We start from the raw sequence: 20,306 nt of genomic DNA, 5'->3' as shown, positions 1-20,306 counted from the left end.
AAAACAATACCACAAGAAACCTTATATTAGGAAACCCATAAAGAACGATATGCGATTATTACTGTTTTTATTGATGTTTCCCTCAGTGTTTGTAGGGCAAAATGCTGTCGAGCAGTCGTATAAATTAATGGCTTCAGGACAGTTTAAAAAAGTTGAAAATCTTTTAAAACCCTATGTAGAGGAATCTCCCAATGATGAAGAAGGATTAGAATTGCTAGGAGATGCATATTCCAATCAAAAAGAATGGGATCATGCCATAGAGGTATATAGAAGACTTGTGGACCTTCAGCCTAAAAATGCCGAGTATCATTATAAATACGGTGGCGCAATGGGTATGAAAGCCTTGTCCGTGAATAAATTTAGGGCTTTAACCATGATTGACGATGTGGAAGAGGCTTTTTTAAAAGGGGCTGAATTGGATCCTAAACATATTGATGTCCGCTGGGCCTTGGTGGAGTACTATATGCAACTGCCAGGAATTATAGGCGGAAGTATGGATAGCGCATTAAAATATGCCAATGAATTGGAGGAGTTGTCTGTTGTAGACGGTTATCTGGCTAAGGGGTATATTTATCAATGTGACGACGATAATAAAAATGCAGAGTACTATTACAGAAGAGCCTTGACTGTTGGAAGATCGGTAACCTGTTACACTAAGCTGTCTAAGCTGTATGTATCTTGGGGGCGTCCAGAAAAAGCCATTGCTAATTACGAATTGGGTAATAAGCATAATCCGTTAAATGAGTTTCAGTTTTTTATTGGTGAGGTATGTGCAGAGCATAATATTCAGCTCGATAAAGGAGAAGATGCTCTGCAGCAATTTATTTCCAATTATTCAGGAAAAGATACCGTTTCTATTGAACAGGCATACTATAGATTAGCGCAGATTTATCGTTTAAAAAGAGATAAGAGTGAAGCCTTGGTATGGATAAATAAGGCGTTGGCTGCCAATTCAAATTTTAATCAAGCCCTTCAGGAGAAGCAACGTATTCAAAATCTCTAAAAACACTTAAAAATACTATCTTTACCATCCACAAAACAATTTTATGAACGTACACTTTATAGCCATAGGCGGAAGCGCTATGCATAACTTGGCATTGGCCTTACAGGAAAAAGGATATCAGGTAACCGGAAGTGACGATACTATTTTCGAGCCTTCAAAATCACGTTTGCATGCTAAAGGTATTTTACCTGAACACTTTGGTTGGTTTCCAGAAAAAATAACCAGCGATTTAGATGCCGTTGTCTTGGGAATGCACGCTAAAGCTGATAATCCGGAGTTGCTTAAGGCACAGGAATTGGGACTTAAAATTTACTCCTATCCTGAGTTTTTGTACGAACAGAGTAAGCACAAAACCAGAGTTGTTATTGGTGGAAGTCATGGAAAAACAACTATTACATCTATGATTCTCCATGTGATGCATTACCATAATATAGATGTAGATTTTATGGTTGGTGCTCAATTGGAAGGCTTTGATGTAATGGTTAAACTTACAGAGAATAACGACTTTATTGTTTTAGAAGGGGATGAGTATTTGAGTTCACCAATAGATCCAAGGCCTAAGTTTCATTTGTATAAACCTAATATTGCCTTGTTAAGTGGTATTGCTTGGGATCATATTAACGTATTCCCTACTTACGAAAACTACGTAGAGCAGTTCAGTATTTTTGTGGATAGTATTGTAAAGGGGGGAAGTATAACCTATAATGGTGAGGATGCAGAAGTTGCACGAGTGGTTGAGGCTTCGGAAAACCCTATTAGAAAAATTCCGTATTACACCCCAGAGTATACTGTGGAAGACGGCGAAACCATGCTGGAAACTCCCGATGGACCAATGCCAATAGAAGTATTTGGCGCCCATAATCTTAATAATTTGGCTGGTGCTAAATGGATTTGTCAGCATATGGGAATTGATGAGGAAGATTTCTATGAGGCTATCTCGACATTTAAAGGTGCTAGTAAACGTTTAGAGAAAATTGCTGAAGGTAAAAAAAGTGTAGCGTATAAGGATTTTGCCCATTCACCAAGTAAAGTAGCAGCAACAACAAAAGCTGTAAAAGAACAGTTTAACAGTAGAAAACTATTGGCGTGTTTAGAGTTGCATACTTACAGTAGCTTGAATGCCGAATTTCTTAAAGAATACAAAGGCGCCTTGGATGCTGCCGATGAAGCTGTCGTGTTTTATTCGCCAGAGGCCGTTAAGATAAAACAGCTTGATGAAGTAACCCACGATCAAATAGCTAAAGCATTTGAACGAAATGATTTAAAAATCTATACCAATCCAGAGGATTTTAAACGATTCCTATTTTCTCAAAACTTAGACAATAAAACCCTGTTACTTATGAGTTCCGGTAACTATGGTGGTTTGGATTTTGAGGAAGTGAAAGGTTTGGTGGAGTAAAATGAGTGTTTTTTAGAAGAGATTATCTAAAATATTTATTGAAGACTGAATAATAGTCTTCATTTCTTGATTAGCAATGGCCCGTTGTTCCGGGCTTTTGTCTTGCGAGAGTTTAAACTTGCCTTCCCAGCTAGTGATTTCTACTTCAAATCCATAGACGTAATTTATATACTGTTCCATTTTAGGGTTTTCCATGGATAATTTGAACATATTAACTGGAGATTCAAAAGTTTTGGTCATGGCAACCATGCTTTGTTTGAGCTCACTTATGTCACTTATTTCAGTAACCTTTCCTTGAATATGTACCTTAATATAATTCCATGTTGGCAGTTCATCAGATTTAAAAAGACTAGGAGATATGTAACAATCGGGGCCGGAGAAAACTATTGTTACGTTATTGTTGTTTCTTAACAGTTTAGTTTGCGGATTGTTTTTATCGATATGTCCAATTAGCTTTCCTTCGTTAAATATTAAAGGAATGTGTGTGGTAGAGGGAATGTTGTTTTCAACAGAAATAACCAATCCCAAAGGAAATGCTTTTATCACTTCAATTAAATGTTCCCGATTTCCTTCCTGGTGATGTTTTGGAGGGTAGCTCATACTCCAAATTGCCTTAAATGATGATCAAGATGTTTGTATTGCATTTTGCCCCATTGTTCTTTGGTGAACGATCCGAAATAAGGGTGTTCAGGAAAATTACCATCTATTTCCTTTTGTGCAAAGCCGTCCAAACACGCCATTAGTTTAGCGCGTTCTTTGGTGAACTCTTTTTGGTCTGTAACTCTAAACTCTCTAACAGTGGGTAAGTTGTGTTTCCAAAGCTTGTCGTTGTACATTAGGGGTTTATATAACTTAAACATAAGTCTTTTTAATAAACCTGCTCTGTTGTTTAGTTTTAATGTACCATTGGCAACATTTAGGGGCTGCTGACAATGTTTTAGCATTTGTCCAACACTCATTTTACCCCAAAGCGGTTGCGAAGCAGAACTTAGGCTTTCTATACGGGTGCAAATTTCATTAAAGCTATCCCTTTCAAATAGAGATTTCATGGTTATGTTTAAGTTATCGGTTAGTTAATTAATTGTTTCGGTAAGTTACAATTTTTATATTTATGTCATGCCACAAAAATCCTCATCGTTTTCCATTAAAAATTGGTCTGAAGACGACCGTCCACGTGAAAAGTTGCTCCATAAAGGAAGGGCAGCACTAAGCGATGCCGAGTTGGTGGCAATTCTTATAGGTTCTGGCAGTAGAGAGGAGAGTGCAGTAGCCCTTTGCAAACGTATTTTGGCAGAAGTTGAAAACAACTTAAGTGCTCTTGGAAAACTTTCGGTTTCGCAACTTATGGCGTTTAAGGGAATAGGAGAGGCTAAAGCAATTACTATTGCCGCTGCTATGGAGTTAGGCAGACGACGGCGAGGTGAGGAAGCCGCCAAAACAGCAAAAATTACATCTAGTACATCGGTATTCGAATTAATGCAGCCTCTTATTGGAGAACTGCCCCATGAGGAGTTTTGGATTATATATTTAAACAATTCCAATAAAGTCATTAAAAAGCTTCAGCTAAGCAAAGGCGGGATAACGGGAACTTTGGTAGATGTCCGACTAGTTTTAAGAACTGCTCTAGAAGCAGCTGCAACAGCAATAATTTTAGCGCATAACCACCCTTCGGGAACCTTAATACCAAGTGAAGCCGATAAGCAAATTACTCAAAAGCTCAAAACCGCTGGCATCAGTTTGGATATAAAAGTACTCGATCATCTTATCGTCACGGAAAAAGCGTACTTTAGCTTTGCCGATGAAAATATTCTATAGCCTACAGTTTTCCTATATATGCTTTTAGTCTATACCCATAAAATAACACCGCGCTTAACCTATACTTTTAAGCATATTTGTACCCGTATTTTAAAAATACCAGTATCATTTACAACAGTTATAGAAGAGTTTATTGCCCACGATAGTATTAAGATCTCCTATACAAAACAGCCGTTGAGCAATGAGCTTTTTGTTAGAAACAATGAGCTGTTGTTTGAGCAAGGACTTTCCGATATAGAAGTACACGTTCAACAATGGGAAAACACTAAGGCTTTCTTTTTTATTGGCGACAAAAGTGCTTTGCCTTTTGATATTTTTGCGGCTACTTTTTATCTTCTTAGCCGTTATGAAGAATATTTACCTCATGTTAAGGATGAATTTGGTCGTTTTCCTGCTAGCGAGAGTATAGCTTTTCAAAATGGATTTTTAAACCAGCCGGTGATTGATATTTGGGCCTATAAGTTTAAAGCTGTATTAGAAAAAAATTATCCAGACTTTGAGTTTCCAAAATGTGAATACACTATTAAACCTGTTATCGATGTGCCTTCGGCATATAATTATAAGCTAAGGGGAATAATGAGGACATTTGGAGGGACCTTAAGGGATTTAACCTCTTTTAGACTTAAGCAGCTGTATGAAAGATATGCCGTATTGATTGGAGCTAAGCGAGATCCATATGATACGTTCAAATATATTCTAAATCGACAAAAGAACACACGATATAAATTTTTGTTTTTCTTTTTAATAGGTGGGTATTCAACATATGATAAAGGGATAAATGTTCAGAACAAGCGTTTTGTATCGCTTATTAAGCATATTGCAGATTATTGTAATGTAGGACTAAAAGTATCCTTTTTTGCTTTAGAGGATTTTGGTAAGCTCAAACAGGAAAAGACCAAAATGGAGGGAATTACTAATCGACCATTATTGGCATCGAGAAATTCATTTTCCAAATTGAACTTACCTGAAACCTATAGAAATTTGGTGGAGTTGGAAATGAAGGAAGACTACACTATGGGCTATGTAAATCAGGTTGGATTCAGGGCAGGTACCTGTACGCCTTTCTTTTTTTATGATCTCGACTATGAGGTGCAGACTCCTCTAAAGGTTTATAGCTATCATGTTATGGACTATGCATTATTGAGAATTCAATCTTTACTTGATAAAAAACAAACATTACAAAATATCATTGAACAGGTAAAACAGGTTAATGGTGAATTTGTACCAGTGTTCCATAATTACACTTTTAGTGATTTGGATAGGTGGAAAGGTTTTAAGTCATTGTTCAACATGATAATTGAATCTACCGATGAAGCTTAAACATATTACAGATGTGTTTTTTGATTTAGATCACACCCTTTGGGATTTTGACAGGAACTCTGCATTGGCTTTTGAGCTGATCTTTAAAAAAAATAATTTTGATATCAATCTCGAAGACTTCTTAACGATTTATGAACCCATTAATTTAAAGTATTGGCAACTCTACAGTAAAGACGAAGTTGATAAGGCAACACTCAGGTTTGGACGATTGTTTGAAACATTTAAATTGATGAAACAATCTGTAGATGATAATACTATAAATAAACTTTCAGATGATTATATAGACCATCTAACGGTTCATAATCATCTATTGGATGATGCAAAACCCATTCTGGACTATCTCAATCCAAATTACCGACTTCATATCATAACCAATGGGTTTAAGGAAGTTCAGCAAGGGAAGTTAAAAAAGTCGCAAATACATCATTTTTTTGATACGATAACCAACTCAGAGGAAGTTGGGGTTAAGAAACCCGATCCGAAGATTTTTAATCACGCCTTGGAAGTAGCTAAAGTAGGATCTGAAACAAGCTTGATGATTGGAGACAATTTAGAAGCTGATATTATGGGAGCTTTACAAGTAGGATTGGATGTAATTTATTTTAACCCTACGGAACTTGTAGCAAAGAAAAACATAATTCAGATTAAGCAACTATCAGAACTGAAAAACTATTTATAAACTCATGGGACTACAATATAAAATTCTTCTTTTTACTTTATTAGGGGTTGCAAACATATTGAGTGCACAAACAGATTTTAATAAATACAAATATATCATTGTGCCAGAACAGTATAGCTTTTTGAGAGAAGCAGATCAATACCAATTGAATTCATTAACCAAGTTTTTATTTGGAAAATATGGTTTTGAAGCTTTGATGGAAAATGAAGCCAAACCTCTGGATTTAAAAGCTAAACCATGTCTTGCACTGCGAGCTAATGTTTATAATGAATCTAGTTTCTTGACTATCAAGTTAAAATTTGACCTTAGAGATTGTCATGAGAGAGTTATTTACAGTAGTCCTGAAGGGAAAAGTCGTGAAAAAGATTTTGCTAAAGGCTATAAGCTGGCTTTGAGGGATGCTTTTGAGTCGTTATCTTCGATTAATTATCAATATCAGCCCGAGGAGGAAGTTAGCAATGATAATGTTGCTTCTGGAACAGTGGAACAATACACCAATAAAGATGGGTCAGAGCCTTTAGAAACTAACTTCTTGACAGCAGTTGCAATCAACAATGGTTACATTTTAAAGGATGCCAATAATAACATTGTAATGACTCTTTATTTTTCAGGCGCAACAGATGTGTTTATTGTTAAAGGAAAAGAAGGCATAGTATTTAAACGCGATAGTACTTGGGTGTTATCAGAAAATGATGGGCAATCACTTACTAACAAAATTATAAATATCAGTTTTTAATATCCGTATTTATCTTTCCATCGTTGTTTCAAAAATTCGCGATGAGCTTGTTCTCTGGAATTGTTGCCTGGTTTATACAGAGGAGTTCCTTTAATTTGGTCTGGAAGAAATTCGTGCATTGCAAAATTGCCTTCGTAATTGTGTGCATATTTATAGTCATCACCATACCCCAAGTCCTTCATTAATTTTGTTGGAGCATTTCTGATAGACATTGGTACTGAGAGGTCCCCGGTTTGTCTAACAAGTTGTTGCGCTTCATTGATGGCCATGTAAGCAGCGTTGCTTTTTGGAGAGCAGGCTAGATAAGTAGCACATTGACTCAGTATTATTCTGGATTCAGGATGACCGATTACTGAAACTGCCTGAAAAGCATTGTTGGCAATAACTAAAGCTGTTGGATTTGCATTGCCAATATCTTCGCTGGCAAGGATTAATAATCGTCTAGCAATAAACTTAACGTCTTCACCGCCTTCAATCATTCTTGCTAACCAATAAACAGCGGCATTAGGGTCGCTTCCCCTAATCGACTTGATAAAAGCTGAAATAATGTCGTAGTGCTGTTCGCCGGTTTTATCATATCGAGCAGGGTTTACTTGAACCTTATCTAAAACATCCTTATCGGTAATGACAATATTTCCTTCTTCATAGGTATTGATGATGAGTTCAAATATATTAAGCAGTTTACGAGCGTCTCCTCCAGATAATCTTAAAAGGGCAGAGGTTTCCTTGAGTTCAATATGTTTTTTGGACAGGATTTCATCGGTCTCTATGGCTCTATTCAAGAGACTTTCTAAATCAGCTTTATCAAATGAATTGAGAATGTATACTTGACACCTAGATAGTAGTGCGGGGATAACTTCGAAGCTAGGGTTCTCAGTCGTTGCACCGATTAAGGTAACCCATCCTTTTTCTACAGCCTGAAGAAGGGAGTCTTGCTGTGATTTACTAAAACGATGAATCTCATCGATAAATAGTATTGGATTTTTTGTGGTGAATAAACCTCCACTTTGCTTGGCTTTGTCTATCACTTCACGTACATCCTTTACCCCTGAACTAATAGCTGACAAAGTGTAAAAAGGTCGCTTTGCAGTTGTAGCAATAATGTTGGCCAAGGTAGTTTTTCCGGTCCCTGGAGGTCCCCAAAGAATCATCGAGGGAATTAAACTTTGTTTAATTTGTCGGGTTAACGCACCTTGTTCTCCAACCAAATGGGTCTGGCTAATATATTCTTCAAGGGTTTTAGGACGCAGTCGTTCCGCTAAAGGTGTATTCATAAAGTAAAATTACAGTATTTTTAGTATCATTTTACGATTTTTGAACTGAGATATTGGATAGATTTTGACAAAATTTCAGACGATTATTAGTGGTCGGGTTATTGATAGCTTTTCTATAAATTTACTGTATGATTCGACAGCAACATTTTAAGTTTTCTACAGGTGTTATAGCCTATCCATTGGCCTTTATCTTACTTATTTGGCTAGTGTTTTGGTTTGAACTACGATTTGGTGTAAATCTTAATAAATTTGGAGTTTATCCCCGAACGTTAAAAGGACTTGTAGGTATTGTGTGTAGCCCGTTTGTCCATGGTGATATAGAGCATTTGTATCATAACTCAATACCTTTGTTAGTGCTTTCAATGGCATTGTTTTATTTTTATAGGCCTTTGGCTTGGAAGGTTTTGGGTTATGGTATTTTAATTTCGGGAATCTTAACATGGATTATTGGGCGACCGTCATATCATATAGGGGCAAGTGGATTGATTTATGTGCTAACGTCTTTTCTTTTCTTCAAAGGTGTCTTTGCCAAACATTTTAGGTTAATAGCATTATCATTACTAGTAGTTTTTCTTTACGGGAATATGGTTTGGTATACCATGCCAATAGAAGAAGGCATGTCTTGGGAAGGGCATTTATCAGGATTAATAACGGGCTTGCTCTTCGCTTTGATTTTCAAAAGAAAAGTGGCAAAGCCAAAAAAATATGACTGGGAACAAGAGGGGTATAATGAGGAAGAGGATGAGTTTTTAAGGCATTTTGATGAAAATGGGAATTTTGTTGAAACTGTCGAAAATGAAGAAGAGGAGTCGCAAGACTCCTCTTATCCGGTAGTTGTACATTATATTTTTAAAGAGAATAAAAAACTTTAGTTCTTTATAATCTTTTTTATAGTTTTCTTGTTGCCTTGGTTGATAGAAATGATATACACGCCACTGTTTAAGCTTTCCAGGTTTATTTTTGTGTTGTTGTGTTCTGTCATGACATTTTTACCTAAAAGGTCATAAATTTCAATCTTGTCAATAGGATAAGCAGATTCTATATTGATGTAGTTTGAAGTGGGGTTTGGGTAAATGTTTATATTTTGAAGTGCAATCTCTGGGGTATTAAGGCTATTGCAGCCAAAAATGTTTTCACTTGCTACAATTGGTAACCCTGGAGTTAAATCTTTATTACTGAAGCCTGGAAAGTCAGGGCCATATTTAATCGCTCTAAAAGTTAGGTTGTTTATTGGATCTTCGCCTTGGGAAAATAAGGCGCCAGTATTATTGTTAATTGGGGTAACATATTCCCAAACTATATTGTTAGAGGAATCTATTTCTGAAAGTTCACCAGTGCGTCCCTCACAAATTAAAGTGTTACCATTTGGAAGGCGTTGTGCACTACTAACAATTGCCGAATATAAGTCGGGTTGATTACTGTAAATAAAGTCAGGGGCTATTGGTAAAAAGCTTGTGTTAGCAACATGTGAATAGGCTCCAGATTCGTTCACGGGAGGATCTATTACAAAGACTTCAGAATATGTTGGCTGTCTACCAAAGCCATTATTGAATATCATGATTTTGCCTTCATCTGTTAAACCTTCCGGAATCCAGTGTGGGTAGTGCTGCCCGTAAAGTTGCCTGTCATTTTCTGTACCGCTGTCATAAGCCTGTGGGTTCCCCCAACGGTATAAAAAGTCTCCCCCTTTATTTTGTAATCCACCAGTATGTGAAGCGGCTTCGGCTGTGGTTGTAGAGTGGTCAATAACATATACCTCACTTAAGTTTCTGGAACTTAGAATAATCTGATCTAACTCCTCATTATATTGAATAGAATTAACGTGAAGCCAATTCGTGGAAAGTGCACCTCCGTTAAGGAAGTTTATATCAAGTAGTTGTGGGTTATCAGATATATCTCCGTAATTATCCTTGGTACTATCGATATCTTGAATGAGGTGATCTTTTATATTCCATTCCCAAACAATACTATAGGAGTTAGTACCTATTGGTTGAACTTCTATTATTTGCTCATTGTACAAAGTGGTATCGTTTAGCAAATCTGCCGAACGACCTGCTTGAATAGCCTCATCATAAGACATAACTGTGGCTGCTAATACCAGAATGTTGCCATTAGGCATAGGGTATACATCATGATGCTGTCTATGGGTAGGGGTGTCGTAAAGCATAGACCAGATTAAGTTACCGTCCCAATCGTAAAGCTCAATAACTCCGCCGGTTCCTCCAAATACAATGTCAGATGAATTCGTCCTCCCTGCTCTTAAAAGGTTACCGTTCTCCAATAAATAAACAGAATTACCTGGAGGATAAGTGCTGGACCATTGGTTAATGGTTTCTCCACAGTTGTTTATAAGATAGCTTTCTGTATAAAGTGTAAACAGTGTGTATCCCTCATAGGCATCATTGGAGTTGTAAATTGTCCCAACGGTATTCTGGGAGATACAATAAAAATGAAATAAAAAGGTGAATAATAGCGGTGTGTAATTTTTAAAGGCCAATTTTTTTGTTTTTCAAGTTGATTGGCGCAAAGGTAACGATGTTTTTAGCTAATTGAGAATTTTAACATTTTAGGGTTTCTGTTAAAGTCTTTGTCTAACCACTTCATACAAAAAAGCACCACAGGCAACAGAGACGTTAAGGGATGCAATTTCTCCTTGCATAGGTAATTTCGCCTTTTGGTCGACCAATTTTAAAATGGAAGGGGAGATCCCTTTACCTTCAGATCCCATAATTATTGCTGTAGGTACTGAGAAATCAACATCGTAAATAAGATTCTCTGTTTTTTCTGTAGCTGCTACTACTTGTATTCCCGATGCTTGCATATGGAACATAGCATCTTTAATATGATCAACTTTGCAAATAGGGACATTAAAAACAGCGCCCGCACTAGTTTTAATAGTGTCGCCTGTAACTGGAGCACCGCCTTTTTTCTGAATAATGATGCCGTTCACACCTGTGCATTCAGCAGTTCTTATTATGGCTCCAAAATTACGAACATCACTAAGTTGGTCCAATAAAAGGAACAGAGGAGTTTTTCCTGATTCAATGGTGTTAATAACAAGGTCTTCCAAATTGTGAAAACTAATAGGAGCGATTTGTGCAACAACACCCTGGTGTTTTTTATTGGTAAGTCGATTTAACTTCTCTACAGGGACATACGAAGAATTAATGCTATTAGATCTAAGCAGTTGTTCCAGCTGTTGGAATAATTCTCCTTTTAGACCTTTTTGAATAAAAACTTTGTCAACGCTTTCTCCGGCATTAATGGCTTCCATTACGGCTCGAATTCCAAAAATTTGAGTGTTGTTTTTCATGGCGTAAAGGTATAAAAAAACCACCTCAGTTGAGGTGGCTCAAATAATTGTTTAGTGAAATTAGTGTTCGTCTTCGAGGAAGCCTGTTCTTTTATATCCTACTAGTTCATAGGTTGTAGTAGGATCATCAGAAAATACAGCTTCAAACCTGATATAATCTGAAGTGTTACCTCCAGACGTTGTAGCTCCATCTTTGATGATTTCTCCATTAGTTATATCAACAACTACTTCGTAATCATCAACATTGCTTTCGAGTCCAGAGCCTGAAAATGTCATATTGTCAACATTTACAGGGCATTTTACCTTAAACCACCAAGTATTTTGATGGTCATCTATCCACATTTCAGTACCATCGTCAGAAGCAGTATTATAAGTTGATATTAAGGCATAACCTAAGTTGTAGATATCTTCGCCATCGACTAGAAACTCTACATACCAATCTCCGGCCATCTTTTCAACTTTAGTTCCTCCTGGGTCTGGTTCCCCACCTTCATCACATGATGTGAAACTAAAAGCAAAAACTAAAAGCGATAATAATTGTATAAAATATATTCTTTTCATGTTGTTTTATTTTTTATTGGTAAACAAATGTGTATCCAAACCCATAAGGAGCAATCAAGGTGGTAAAAGTTTGAGTTGCCGGGCTGTAGGTGAGTTCTACTGATGTTGCACCAAATGGATATACCTGTGGTATTTCTGAAATCACATCACCGTCCATTTGAAAATACATCGGGAAATTACCGGCAAACCCAAAGTCAGTACAATAGAAAATGCTGGTAGTTCCTTCAACTAAAGTTATTATTCCTGTTCTACTGCCATTATTTGCATCTACGATATTTCCAGAAACATCAGTTCCTACAATACTAGGATCATGTACAACTACTTTTTGAAAAGCAGAAGCTTCAAACCCATCTGAATTTACAGCACTATAGGCTACATCATATACACCAACAGTATTTGTGTCAACATCACCGGAAACAATAACCTCTAATGGAGTCCCGCCTTGAGTTGCTACAGCGCTTGGTTCAAATGTAGATCCCAATTCTAGAACTATTTCAGGTTCATACTCAAATACGGCATACTCTGTTACGAAGGAAACATCTTCTGAATCGTCTGTTTGGCAAGCAGAAAAACTAATTACTACTGCGAACAAAAAGACTATTTTATAAAAGTTTTTCATTTTTGATTTCATTTTAATTAATTATTCCACCAAATAGGCACGGTGATCTCTAAAATATCAGGAGCATTTTCATTTCTTGAAAGTTCCAAGTTAGGATAAACTATCCTCTGTGGGAAAACGCCTCCGGTAGTTCCGTTTACAGAATATGACCATTGTCCTGGAATATAATTTTCGCTTGACTGTGGTACGTCAGACACTACAGGGTAACCTGTTCTGTTCTGTTCGAATACGGATTCATATCCATTATCAGGATAATTTGAAAGCCATTTTTGAGTAATGATAGCTTCAAGTTTTTCATCAAACGAACCTCCTGAAGGATATTCATAAGCACCGCCTGCAGCAACAAATGGTGAGCCGTCTAATTCTTCAACAATGGCAAATGTGCCAGAATCGTAAACAGGGCTTTTATCGAAAGCAGCTATAACTCCCATATCATATAATTCCTTGGCTCCAGAACCACCCATATAACGTTCTCTTGCTTCAGCTTGCATAAAATAACTTTGAGCGGCACTAATGAAGTACACTGGAGCTAAAGCGCTTAAGTTGGCAATTGAAATAGAGTTTGGTGCAGCCAAACTATTGTAATCTCCCTGAATCATGGAGTTACCAGACCCATAATATACTTCTAAACGAGGGTCGTTGTTGCTACTCAAAAAGGAATGCATGGTTTGACTAGCTCGTAGATTAGTACCGGTGTTAAGCTGTCTTCTATCTGTTTCGTAAAGTGGATTACTTAAGTTGGCTTGGTCTTCAAATACATCTGATATAGCTGCATCTTGGGTTAAAAAAGAAGCTCCTGAATTCATTAATGACATGATACCGTTTTCGGCAACATTTGGTCTAGCTTCTGTTTGACGCAAATATATCTTTAGTTTTAACGTATTAGCAAAAGCGACCCATTGAGACATATCTCCTCCGAATAAAAAATCGTCCTGACCCGGTACCGGTGTCGATGAGGCTGCTAAATCTCTTCCTAAGGCATCATTGATGTCTGCAATCATCAAGTCGTAAACGGTTTGACCACTATCGAAAGCTGGTTGCAAGATCTCTGGATTATTAGCTTCAGTATAAGGAATGTCGCCGTAAAAATCTGTAAGGATTTGAGAAGCATAGGCCTCCATACAGGTAGCAATTAAATAGTAATTCCAGTTACTCTGTTCTTGGGCCAATCGTTTTGTATTCCTAATGTCTGTTAAGGCATCGTACATATTAACCCAACCACCTGTATAATCGTTAGTACCAATTGAATAATCGTCAATTGAACGGTACTGACTAGCTGCCGGGCTTTGTGCCCATTGTTGGGCCCAAATTCCTCCAACTAAAGCGTAGTATGAACTATGCACTGCCCCAATACCCATTATACCTGCAGCGGTACCAGAATCTAAAGACGCATTATCTATAGATTGATTGTCTGGATCTCGGTTTATATCTAAGGCACTATCACATGAACTGAATGTAATCATGCCTGCTGTTATTATACTTAAAATTGTTTTTTTCATTTTCATAAATTTTAAAATGATACTTTTAATGCAACACCATATGTTCTTTGGGTTGGGTTGGTAGAAAATTCTCCAAACTCACTCGCTAAATCATCACCGAAAGTGGTTGATTCTGGATCTACATAAGGATTGTCGTCAGGTGTCCAAAGGAAAAGGTTCTTTCCGTATAGTGATACGGAAGCATTGCTTAGTCCCAATTGGTCCACTAGGCTGAAAGGAATATTGTATCGAAGAGTAATGTCTCTTAAGCGTACAAAAGTTTTATCAATAACGTGTGTTTCCTCAATACTACCATTGTTCGAAGAACTGTAAAACCCAGTAACATTATCGAAAGTTACAGGAGTTGTGTTTTCTGAATAGGTGCCATCTCCATTATCTACTACAGAATTTTCAACAATGAAAGGGTTACGGTCGTTGTAGGTTGTTGCGATAGAGTTACCTGTAAAACCTAATAATCGGTTGGTGTAAGAGTACATTTCTCCTCCTTCTTTCCAGTCAACACTGAATGAAAGTGATAAGTTTTTGAAGGTAAATTGATTTCGGAATCCCATAATAAAATCTCTTTGTGAGTTTCCTATGGTAGTCTCATCTGTTGCTTGTACAGGAATACCGGTAGCAGGGTTAACAATAGTTTGTCCCTGGTCATTAGTAGCTGCGACCCTGGTTTTAAAAACACCTAATGGCTGTCCTTTTTCAGCATAGAAGTTTACTGCATATGCGCTGTTGATTAACAGTTCATCTAGTCCTTCAACAATATCTGTTACCTCGTTTTTGTTTTTGGTGAAAGTATAGCCAAATTCCCATTTAAAATCATCACCGCGAACAGGGAAGAAATTAACAGCTAATTCAACCCCTTTATTTTCTACATCAAGGAAATTACCTCTAATACTTCTATATCCAGAAGCAGGTGCAAGAGGTCTTGCGATAATTACCCCATCAGTCCTTTTGTTGTAGTAAGTCGCGTCGATGTTAACTCTATTGTTAAATAGATTTATTTCTGTACCTATTTCAAACTCATCCGTTATTTCAGGTTCAATGCCTGGGTTACCAATAACATTACTTACCTCATAAGCATTTACCCCTCCTATAGGGAAGGTGATTTGTCCAAAGAAAGCTCCATTTGTAGCGGCTACCAGTGTACTTTGTGTAAAGTAAGGATTGGTATCGTTGGCTACTCGCGAAGCAGCGGCTCTTAACTTAACAAAATGCTCTCCGTTATCAAGAACAATAGCACTTAACCCTGCAGAAGGGTAGAAGTAGGAGTTGTTTCCAATTTCTAAAGTAGAAGTCCAGTCGTTTCTTCCGGTAAGGGTAAGGAAAAATCTATCCATAAGTCCTAATGTAGCAGAACCAAATAAAGCATAAGTTCTTCTCTTAGAATTTGTTTGTACTGTGGTGGCTCTACCAAGAGTGTTGTTTAGCTCGTAATAGCCAGGTACACTTAAATCGGTGATACTTACATTAAGATAGTCTGAAGATCGTTGGTTGTAGTTGTAACCAACTGTAGCATCTAAAGATAAATTTTCTGTAAGACCGCTGTTATAGTCAACGGTAAGGAAAGTATCATATTGTTTTTGAAGGGTTCTCGCTTCTGTTACCCCTCCCAATACTGGATTTTGTCCAAGAAGGTCGTTTGGAGACCCCGGTGTAAATGTTACTTTATTACCAAAACTCTTATTATATGTGTTAGATACATCAGCTCCAAATTGGAAAGTGGTTGATAAGTTTTCAGCCAGTTCATATCTTAAATTAGCATTTCCGTAAAAGCGATTGGTTCTTAAGTTGTTTTCAGTATCTCTCAAAACAGACCATGGATTTCGCTGATAAGGAGTGAAATAATTATCAGGAGTGTTAAAAGGGTTGTCTAAGTCTTCTAAATCAAGTAAACTAATGTCTGTAGGGTTTTGGATAATTTCCTGTGCAAAAACCGCTCCTTGTCCAGCATCGTCACTCTGTCCGGTGTTAACCACATTCTGATCTCTTTCAACATAATTACCAGTAGCATTTAAAGTAAGTTTACCTGCTTTAAATCCACCGCTACCATTAAAGGCACGTCTAGTAAACTTATCGTCATCTGTAGGGATGATACCATCACTGTCTGAGCTTGTAAAGCCCAAGCTGAAATTACCCACTTCGCCTCCAGCACTTAACCGAACTGAATTCGTATATAAGGTTCCAATATCGTAGAACTCTCTAACATTGTCTTTTAGGGCAACGTAAGGCTTAATCTGTTGCATATTGTCAACAACATGTCCCCAAGGTCTTAATTCACCATCAAATTCTGGACCCCAAGATCCGTTTTCATTACTGGCACCTAAGCCACCGGCTGGAAGAGATGAGTACCCTAGACCGCTCCATCCTTGGCCGAATTGAGACTGTAAATGAGGCACTCTAGCAACTTCAAACTGGTCAAAAGAACTCACAACATCAACGCGAAGTTTTTGTCCCTCTTTAGCGCGTTTTGTAGTAATGATAATTGCACCATTGGCAGCACGCGAACCATAAAGAGCGGCGGCTGTTGAACCTTTAAGTACACTTATACTTTCAATGCTGTTTGGGTCTAAATCGTTCAAACCACTACCTCCATCAAAAGAACGATTTACTTCAGTAGCACCTGCAGCTGTTCGAGTTCTGTTTTGGCTATTGTTAATAGGAGTTCCATCTACAATGTACAGCGGTTGGTTGTTGGAAAGTGAGCTGAAACCACGTAAAATAACCTTTGAAGTAGCACCTGTCTGTGCTGGGGTAGAAATGTCAACCCCGGCAACTTTACCGGAAAGCGATTCAAAAGGGTTCGTGTTGGTAACCTCTGTTAATTGCTCTTCATCAACCAGCGATACAGCTGTACTAACCTCTCGCTTGACTCTTTGTTTACCAAAGGCAGTTACCACAACTTCTTCAAGAACCGCAGTGTCCTCTTTCATAGTCACATTAAGAGTGCTAGAGGTTCCAACAGTAACTTCTTGAGCCTCTAATCCAACGTAGCTAAATGTAAGCACATCACCAACACTGGCTTGAATGGCGTAGTTACCATCGAAGTCTGTTTGTGTTCCTGTGGTCGTGCCTTTTACAATAATGTTAACTCCAGGGAGTGGTATGCCGGATTCGTCCGATACCGTTCCTGAAATTGTCTTTTCCTGCGCATACGAAATATGCACAACAAACGCCAGAAATAGCGTAAGAATTCCACTAAACTTTGTTTTCATTGTATATTTAATTTGAATTAGTCTTTCTCAAAAATCATAATAAAAACTTAATAAAACAACAATTTGTCGTTAAAAATTTAGTTCATAGTGCTGTGTAAGTGTTAAAAAACATATGTTTTTGTTAAAATAACGCTGAAAGACTAATGTGGATTTTGGAGTTGGATAGCCTGAAAGGTTGGTTTTCGGTTTTGCCATTAGCGTAGATAAATCGTAGTAAACCTGCCTTAGTGATTAAGCCAAAGCCAAAACCAAACCCGTATAGTTTTTCCTTGGTGTTGGTAATATCGTTTTCAAAGTAGGCTAAATCGGTAATGGTGTGTGCGTATAATATTTGCGATAGTTGATAACGATATTCTGTGTTTATTAATCCAAAAAGGGAGGCTGTAAGACTGTTTTCTTCAAAACCTCTGATGGAATTTATTCCTCCAAAACGAAAAAGTTCATTTTCAAGGTAGGAGCTCGAGTTTAAAATATTGCCGTTTGTTCTTAAGTAAATACTGTTTCGATCGTTAAGGTAAAAAATATTAAATGCATCGAGAGTGAAAGTAGATTGCTCTTCTGTTTCAAGATCGGTTTCTCTAGACCCCAGGCCCGACTCAAAGTAAAATTGCGATTTAGTGCGGAATAGTAAGTTATTAGGTTGTTTTTTTGTGTATCTGTAAGCTAGATTGTAAAATGTGCTTTTATAGTCACTAACGGTGTTGGTTATGAGGCTGTCTTGAAGGTTGTTTGATTGGGTGGATTTAATCCCAAGAGCAACATTGTGTTTGGAGCTTACTTGGTATGTTATTTTGGCGGATTGTGTGGCTGTTGTGAACGAAGAATCTTTCTTAAATAAGTAGAGTTCGAGTTCTGTGCCAATGGGTGTTCCAAATATGTAGGGTAATTGGAGTTTTGCGTCAAATGTTTTTTGGTCGTTTTCGTCACTTTTGTATTGAAGAGTAAAAGATTCGCCATAATTAAGGTTGTTGGTTAAGCTTAAGTTTAAATAACCATCAAATTCAATGTTGTTTGTGTCTTCGTTAGTTCCAAATCCCAAGTAGCCGTCAAACGTATTGCTTTTGTTTTTTTCTACGTAAAGGTATAATGTGGTGGAGTCTTGTGTAAAAAGAACTTCGGGAGGTTTTATCTCCGAGGCAAAAGTTAACTCTCCAAGGTTTTTTGTTTTTTCTTTAAGTGTGTTAATTTTGAAAACCTGCCCTTCTTTAATTTTTAAATAGTGCTTAATAAATGATTTGGGGAATTTTTCGTAGCCCTTAATAACGATGTCGTCTATCCTGCGGTTGCTGTTTTCTGTGTAAACATCCAAAGTGGCGCTTAAAGTGTTTTGATTGATTTTTAAAATGTCCTTAAGGCGTACTTTGTTGAAAGGTTTTCCTTGTTCTGCTATTGTATTGTTAAGGTAATTTAAGGTGTATTCAACCCTGGTAAAAGGAATTGTAAAATGGGTAGGGGTTTTATTTGTGGTTATTCTTCTTAATAGGCTCCCGTCTACAACTGCATTGTCATAATAAATTAATATGCTGTAGAAGCGATTTTTTAAATTAATGGTTGCTAAGAAGGTGGAGTCGTTTTCTTTTATAGGTTTATTGGATTTGGCGTCAATGTACCCAAGTCTGTAAAGTTTGTTGTTAAGGCTGTCTAGTTCTTGGGTTATGCTTTTAAGGTCTTTGTGAGAGCTAAAATATCCTAGTGAGTCTATTACCGCAGTTTCCTTTTCGTTATTCCCTAAAACGTTGAGGTAGAGGTTTTGGCCCAGCATACATGAGCTTGCCAATATACAAAGGCATGAGAAAAGGTATATGTGAACTTTACTTTTTATCACCTTGAACAGCGCTTTAGGGTTTGGTAAAGCTAACATAAAAAGGAAGCACTGTATATCTAACTATTGATGAAAATTAAATTCTATTGAAAATTAATCCTTTAGGGTTTGATAAAAATAATTTTATTGCTACATTTGCAGCCCTCTAAGAAGAGGATTTTAAAAATATTTATTAAATAATATGCCAACAATTTCACAATTAGTACGAAAAGGAAGAGCCAAAATAACCAAGAAGAGTAAATCGGCTGCTTTAGATTCGTGTCCACAAAGACGTGGAGTGTGTACACGTGTTTACACTACAACACCTAAGAAACCAAACTCGGCTATGCGTAAGGTAGCAAGGGTGAGGTTGACAAACGGTAACGAAGTGAACGCTTACATCCCTGGAGAAGGGCACAATCTACAAGAGCACTCGATAGTATTGGTTAGAGGTGGAAGGGTAAAAGATTTACCAGGAGTTAGATACCACATCGTTCGTGGTGCTTTGGATACCGCAGGTGTTCAAGGAAGAGCCCAACGAAGATCTAAGTATGGTGCAAAACGCCCTAAAAAGTAATTAAAATCTTTTAAAGAAAAGACATGAGAAAAAGACAAGCGAAAAAAAGGCCGTTGTTGCCAGATCCGCGATTTAATGATCAGTTGGTTACGCGTTTTGTGAATATGATGATGTTGGATGGGAAGAAATCTGTAGCCTTCAGAGTGTTTTATGATGCTATCGATATCGTAGACCAAAAGAAAACTGATGAAGAAAAAACTGCTTTGGAATTATGGAAAGATGCTTTATCTAACGTTATGCCTCACGTAGAAGTGCGCAGTCGTAGAGTTGGTGGTGCTACATTCCAAATCCCTATGCAAATTCGTCCGGACCGTAAAATCTCTACAGCAATGAAGTGGTTAATCGGTTATGCACGAAAGAGAAATGAGAAATCAATGGCTCAAAGATTAGCGTCAGAAATACTTGCTGCTGCTAAAGAAGAAGGAGCTGCTGTTAAGAAAAGAGTTGATACGCACAAGATGGCGGAAGCAAACAAAGCATTCTCACACTTTAGATTCTAGTAAA

The 20,306-nt window shown here is 37.4% G+C and carries 19 protein-coding genes; 9 read left to right on the top strand and 10 right to left on the bottom strand.

Annotated elements, in window-relative coordinates; all coding sequences use genetic code 11:
* The first annotated feature begins 49 nt into the window (after positions 1–49).
* Both PWU04_RS00405 and PWU04_RS00400 read left to right on the top strand, forming a co-directional pair.
* Positions 50–1,003, top strand: coding sequence for a tetratricopeptide repeat protein (locus PWU04_RS00405; RefSeq protein WP_274473822.1), 954 nt, complete (start codon positions 50–52; stop codon positions 1,001–1,003).
* 43 nt (positions 1,004–1,046) lie between these two features.
* Complete coding sequence (locus PWU04_RS00400; protein ID WP_274473821.1) at positions 1,047–2,402, top strand: UDP-N-acetylmuramate--L-alanine ligase; 1,356 nt, start codon at positions 1,047–1,049, stop codon at positions 2,400–2,402.
* Between the two features lie 12 nt (positions 2,403–2,414).
* Here PWU04_RS00400 and PWU04_RS00395 read toward each other — a convergent pair whose 3' ends face one another.
* Positions 2,415–3,002 carry an FMN-binding negative transcriptional regulator gene (locus PWU04_RS00395; RefSeq protein WP_274473820.1) on the bottom strand — a complete coding sequence of 196 codons (588 nt, stop codon included), beginning with the start codon at positions 3,000–3,002 and terminating at the stop codon, positions 2,415–2,417.
* Positions 2,999–3,451, bottom strand: coding sequence for a DUF1569 domain-containing protein (locus tag PWU04_RS00390; protein WP_274473819.1), 453 nt, complete (start codon positions 3,449–3,451; stop codon positions 2,999–3,001). The genes PWU04_RS00395 and PWU04_RS00390 overlap by 4 nt, the downstream gene beginning before the upstream one ends.
* A 67-nt stretch (positions 3,452–3,518) precedes the next feature.
* Between PWU04_RS00390 and radC the strand changes: the two genes are divergently transcribed.
* Genes radC through PWU04_RS00370 form a run of 4 tightly spaced genes read left to right on the top strand, consistent with a single transcriptional unit; the run spans position 3,519 to position 6,952 of the window.
* Complete coding sequence (gene radC / locus PWU04_RS00385; protein WP_274473818.1) at positions 3,519–4,217, top strand: RadC family protein; 699 nt, start codon at positions 3,519–3,521, stop codon at positions 4,215–4,217.
* Between the two features lie 18 nt (positions 4,218–4,235).
* On the top strand, positions 4,236–5,537 hold the full coding sequence (locus tag PWU04_RS00380; protein ID WP_274473817.1) for a polysaccharide deacetylase family protein: 1,302 nt from the start codon (positions 4,236–4,238) through the stop codon (positions 5,535–5,537).
* Positions 5,527–6,216 carry a YjjG family noncanonical pyrimidine nucleotidase gene (locus PWU04_RS00375; RefSeq protein ID WP_274473816.1) on the top strand — a complete coding sequence of 230 codons (690 nt, stop codon included), beginning with the start codon at positions 5,527–5,529 and terminating at the stop codon, positions 6,214–6,216. Before PWU04_RS00380 ends, PWU04_RS00375 begins: the two co-directional genes overlap by 11 nt.
* Before the next feature lie 4 nt (positions 6,217–6,220).
* Positions 6,221–6,952, top strand: a complete 732-nt coding sequence (locus PWU04_RS00370) for a hypothetical protein (protein ID WP_274473815.1) — start codon at positions 6,221–6,223, stop codon at positions 6,950–6,952.
* On the opposite strand, the gene PWU04_RS00365 is transcribed toward PWU04_RS00370, so the two are convergent.
* Positions 6,949–8,226 (bottom strand): replication-associated recombination protein A, encoded by a 1,278-nt coding sequence (locus PWU04_RS00365; protein ID WP_274473814.1) that lies wholly within the window; start codon positions 8,224–8,226, stop codon positions 6,949–6,951. The two genes, PWU04_RS00370 and PWU04_RS00365, sit on opposite strands and share 4 nt — an antisense overlap.
* A 128-nt stretch (positions 8,227–8,354) precedes the next feature.
* Between PWU04_RS00365 and PWU04_RS00360 the strand changes: the two genes are divergently transcribed.
* Positions 8,355–9,098, top strand: a complete 744-nt coding sequence (locus PWU04_RS00360; RefSeq protein WP_274473813.1) for a rhomboid family intramembrane serine protease — start codon at positions 8,355–8,357, stop codon at positions 9,096–9,098.
* On the opposite strand, the gene PWU04_RS00355 is transcribed toward PWU04_RS00360, so the two are convergent.
* From PWU04_RS00355 to PWU04_RS00325, 7 genes are all read right to left on the bottom strand, one after another.
* Positions 9,095–10,723 (bottom strand): aryl-sulfate sulfotransferase, encoded by a 1,629-nt coding sequence (locus PWU04_RS00355; RefSeq protein WP_274473812.1) that lies wholly within the window; start codon positions 10,721–10,723, stop codon positions 9,095–9,097. The genes PWU04_RS00360 and PWU04_RS00355 overlap by 4 nt on opposite strands.
* 81 nt (positions 10,724–10,804) lie before the next feature.
* Positions 10,805–11,539, bottom strand: a complete 735-nt coding sequence (gene rlmB / locus PWU04_RS00350) for a 23S rRNA (guanosine(2251)-2'-O)-methyltransferase RlmB (RefSeq protein ID WP_274473811.1) — start codon at positions 11,537–11,539, stop codon at positions 10,805–10,807.
* A gap of 60 nt (positions 11,540–11,599) precedes the next feature.
* The gene (locus PWU04_RS00345) at positions 11,600–12,100 is read right to left on the bottom strand and encodes a lipid-binding protein (RefSeq protein WP_274473810.1); all 501 of its coding nucleotides are present in this window, start codon (positions 12,098–12,100) and stop codon (positions 11,600–11,602) included.
* 13 nt (positions 12,101–12,113) lie between these two features.
* Entirely contained in the window at positions 12,114–12,719 is a 606-nt protein-coding gene (locus tag PWU04_RS00340) for an immunoglobulin-like domain-containing protein (RefSeq protein ID WP_274473809.1), read from the bottom strand.
* Between the two features lie 17 nt (positions 12,720–12,736).
* Positions 12,737–14,218 (bottom strand): SusD/RagB family nutrient-binding outer membrane lipoprotein, encoded by a 1,482-nt coding sequence (locus tag PWU04_RS00335; RefSeq protein WP_274473808.1) that lies wholly within the window; start codon positions 14,216–14,218, stop codon positions 12,737–12,739.
* Positions 14,219–14,229: 11 nt separating this feature from the next.
* On the bottom strand, positions 14,230–17,424 hold the full coding sequence (locus tag PWU04_RS00330) for a SusC/RagA family TonB-linked outer membrane protein (protein ID WP_274473807.1): 3,195 nt from the start codon (positions 17,422–17,424) through the stop codon (positions 14,230–14,232).
* A 121-nt stretch (positions 17,425–17,545) separates the two neighbouring features.
* The gene (locus tag PWU04_RS00325; protein WP_274473806.1) at positions 17,546–19,285 is read right to left on the bottom strand and encodes a POTRA domain-containing protein; all 1,740 of its coding nucleotides are present in this window, start codon (positions 19,283–19,285) and stop codon (positions 17,546–17,548) included.
* Between the two features lie 142 nt (positions 19,286–19,427).
* Here PWU04_RS00325 and rpsL point away from each other — a divergent pair, with 142 nt between their 5' ends.
* Positions 19,428–19,802, top strand: coding sequence for a 30S ribosomal protein S12 (gene rpsL / locus PWU04_RS00320; RefSeq protein WP_274473805.1), 375 nt, complete (start codon positions 19,428–19,430; stop codon positions 19,800–19,802).
* Positions 19,803–19,825: 23 nt separating this feature from the next.
* Positions 19,826–20,302, top strand: a complete 477-nt coding sequence (gene rpsG / locus PWU04_RS00315; protein WP_274473804.1) for a 30S ribosomal protein S7 — start codon at positions 19,826–19,828, stop codon at positions 20,300–20,302.
* The last annotated feature ends 4 nt before the right edge of the window (positions 20,303–20,306 follow it).

This window comes from Mangrovimonas aestuarii, from assembly GCF_028767185.1.
Classification (GTDB): Bacteria; Bacteroidota; Bacteroidia; order Flavobacteriales; family Flavobacteriaceae; genus Mangrovimonas_B; species Mangrovimonas_B aestuarii.
The sequence above is the reverse complement of the archived record's forward strand: the minus strand, read 5'-3'. Positions and strand labels throughout refer to the sequence as shown.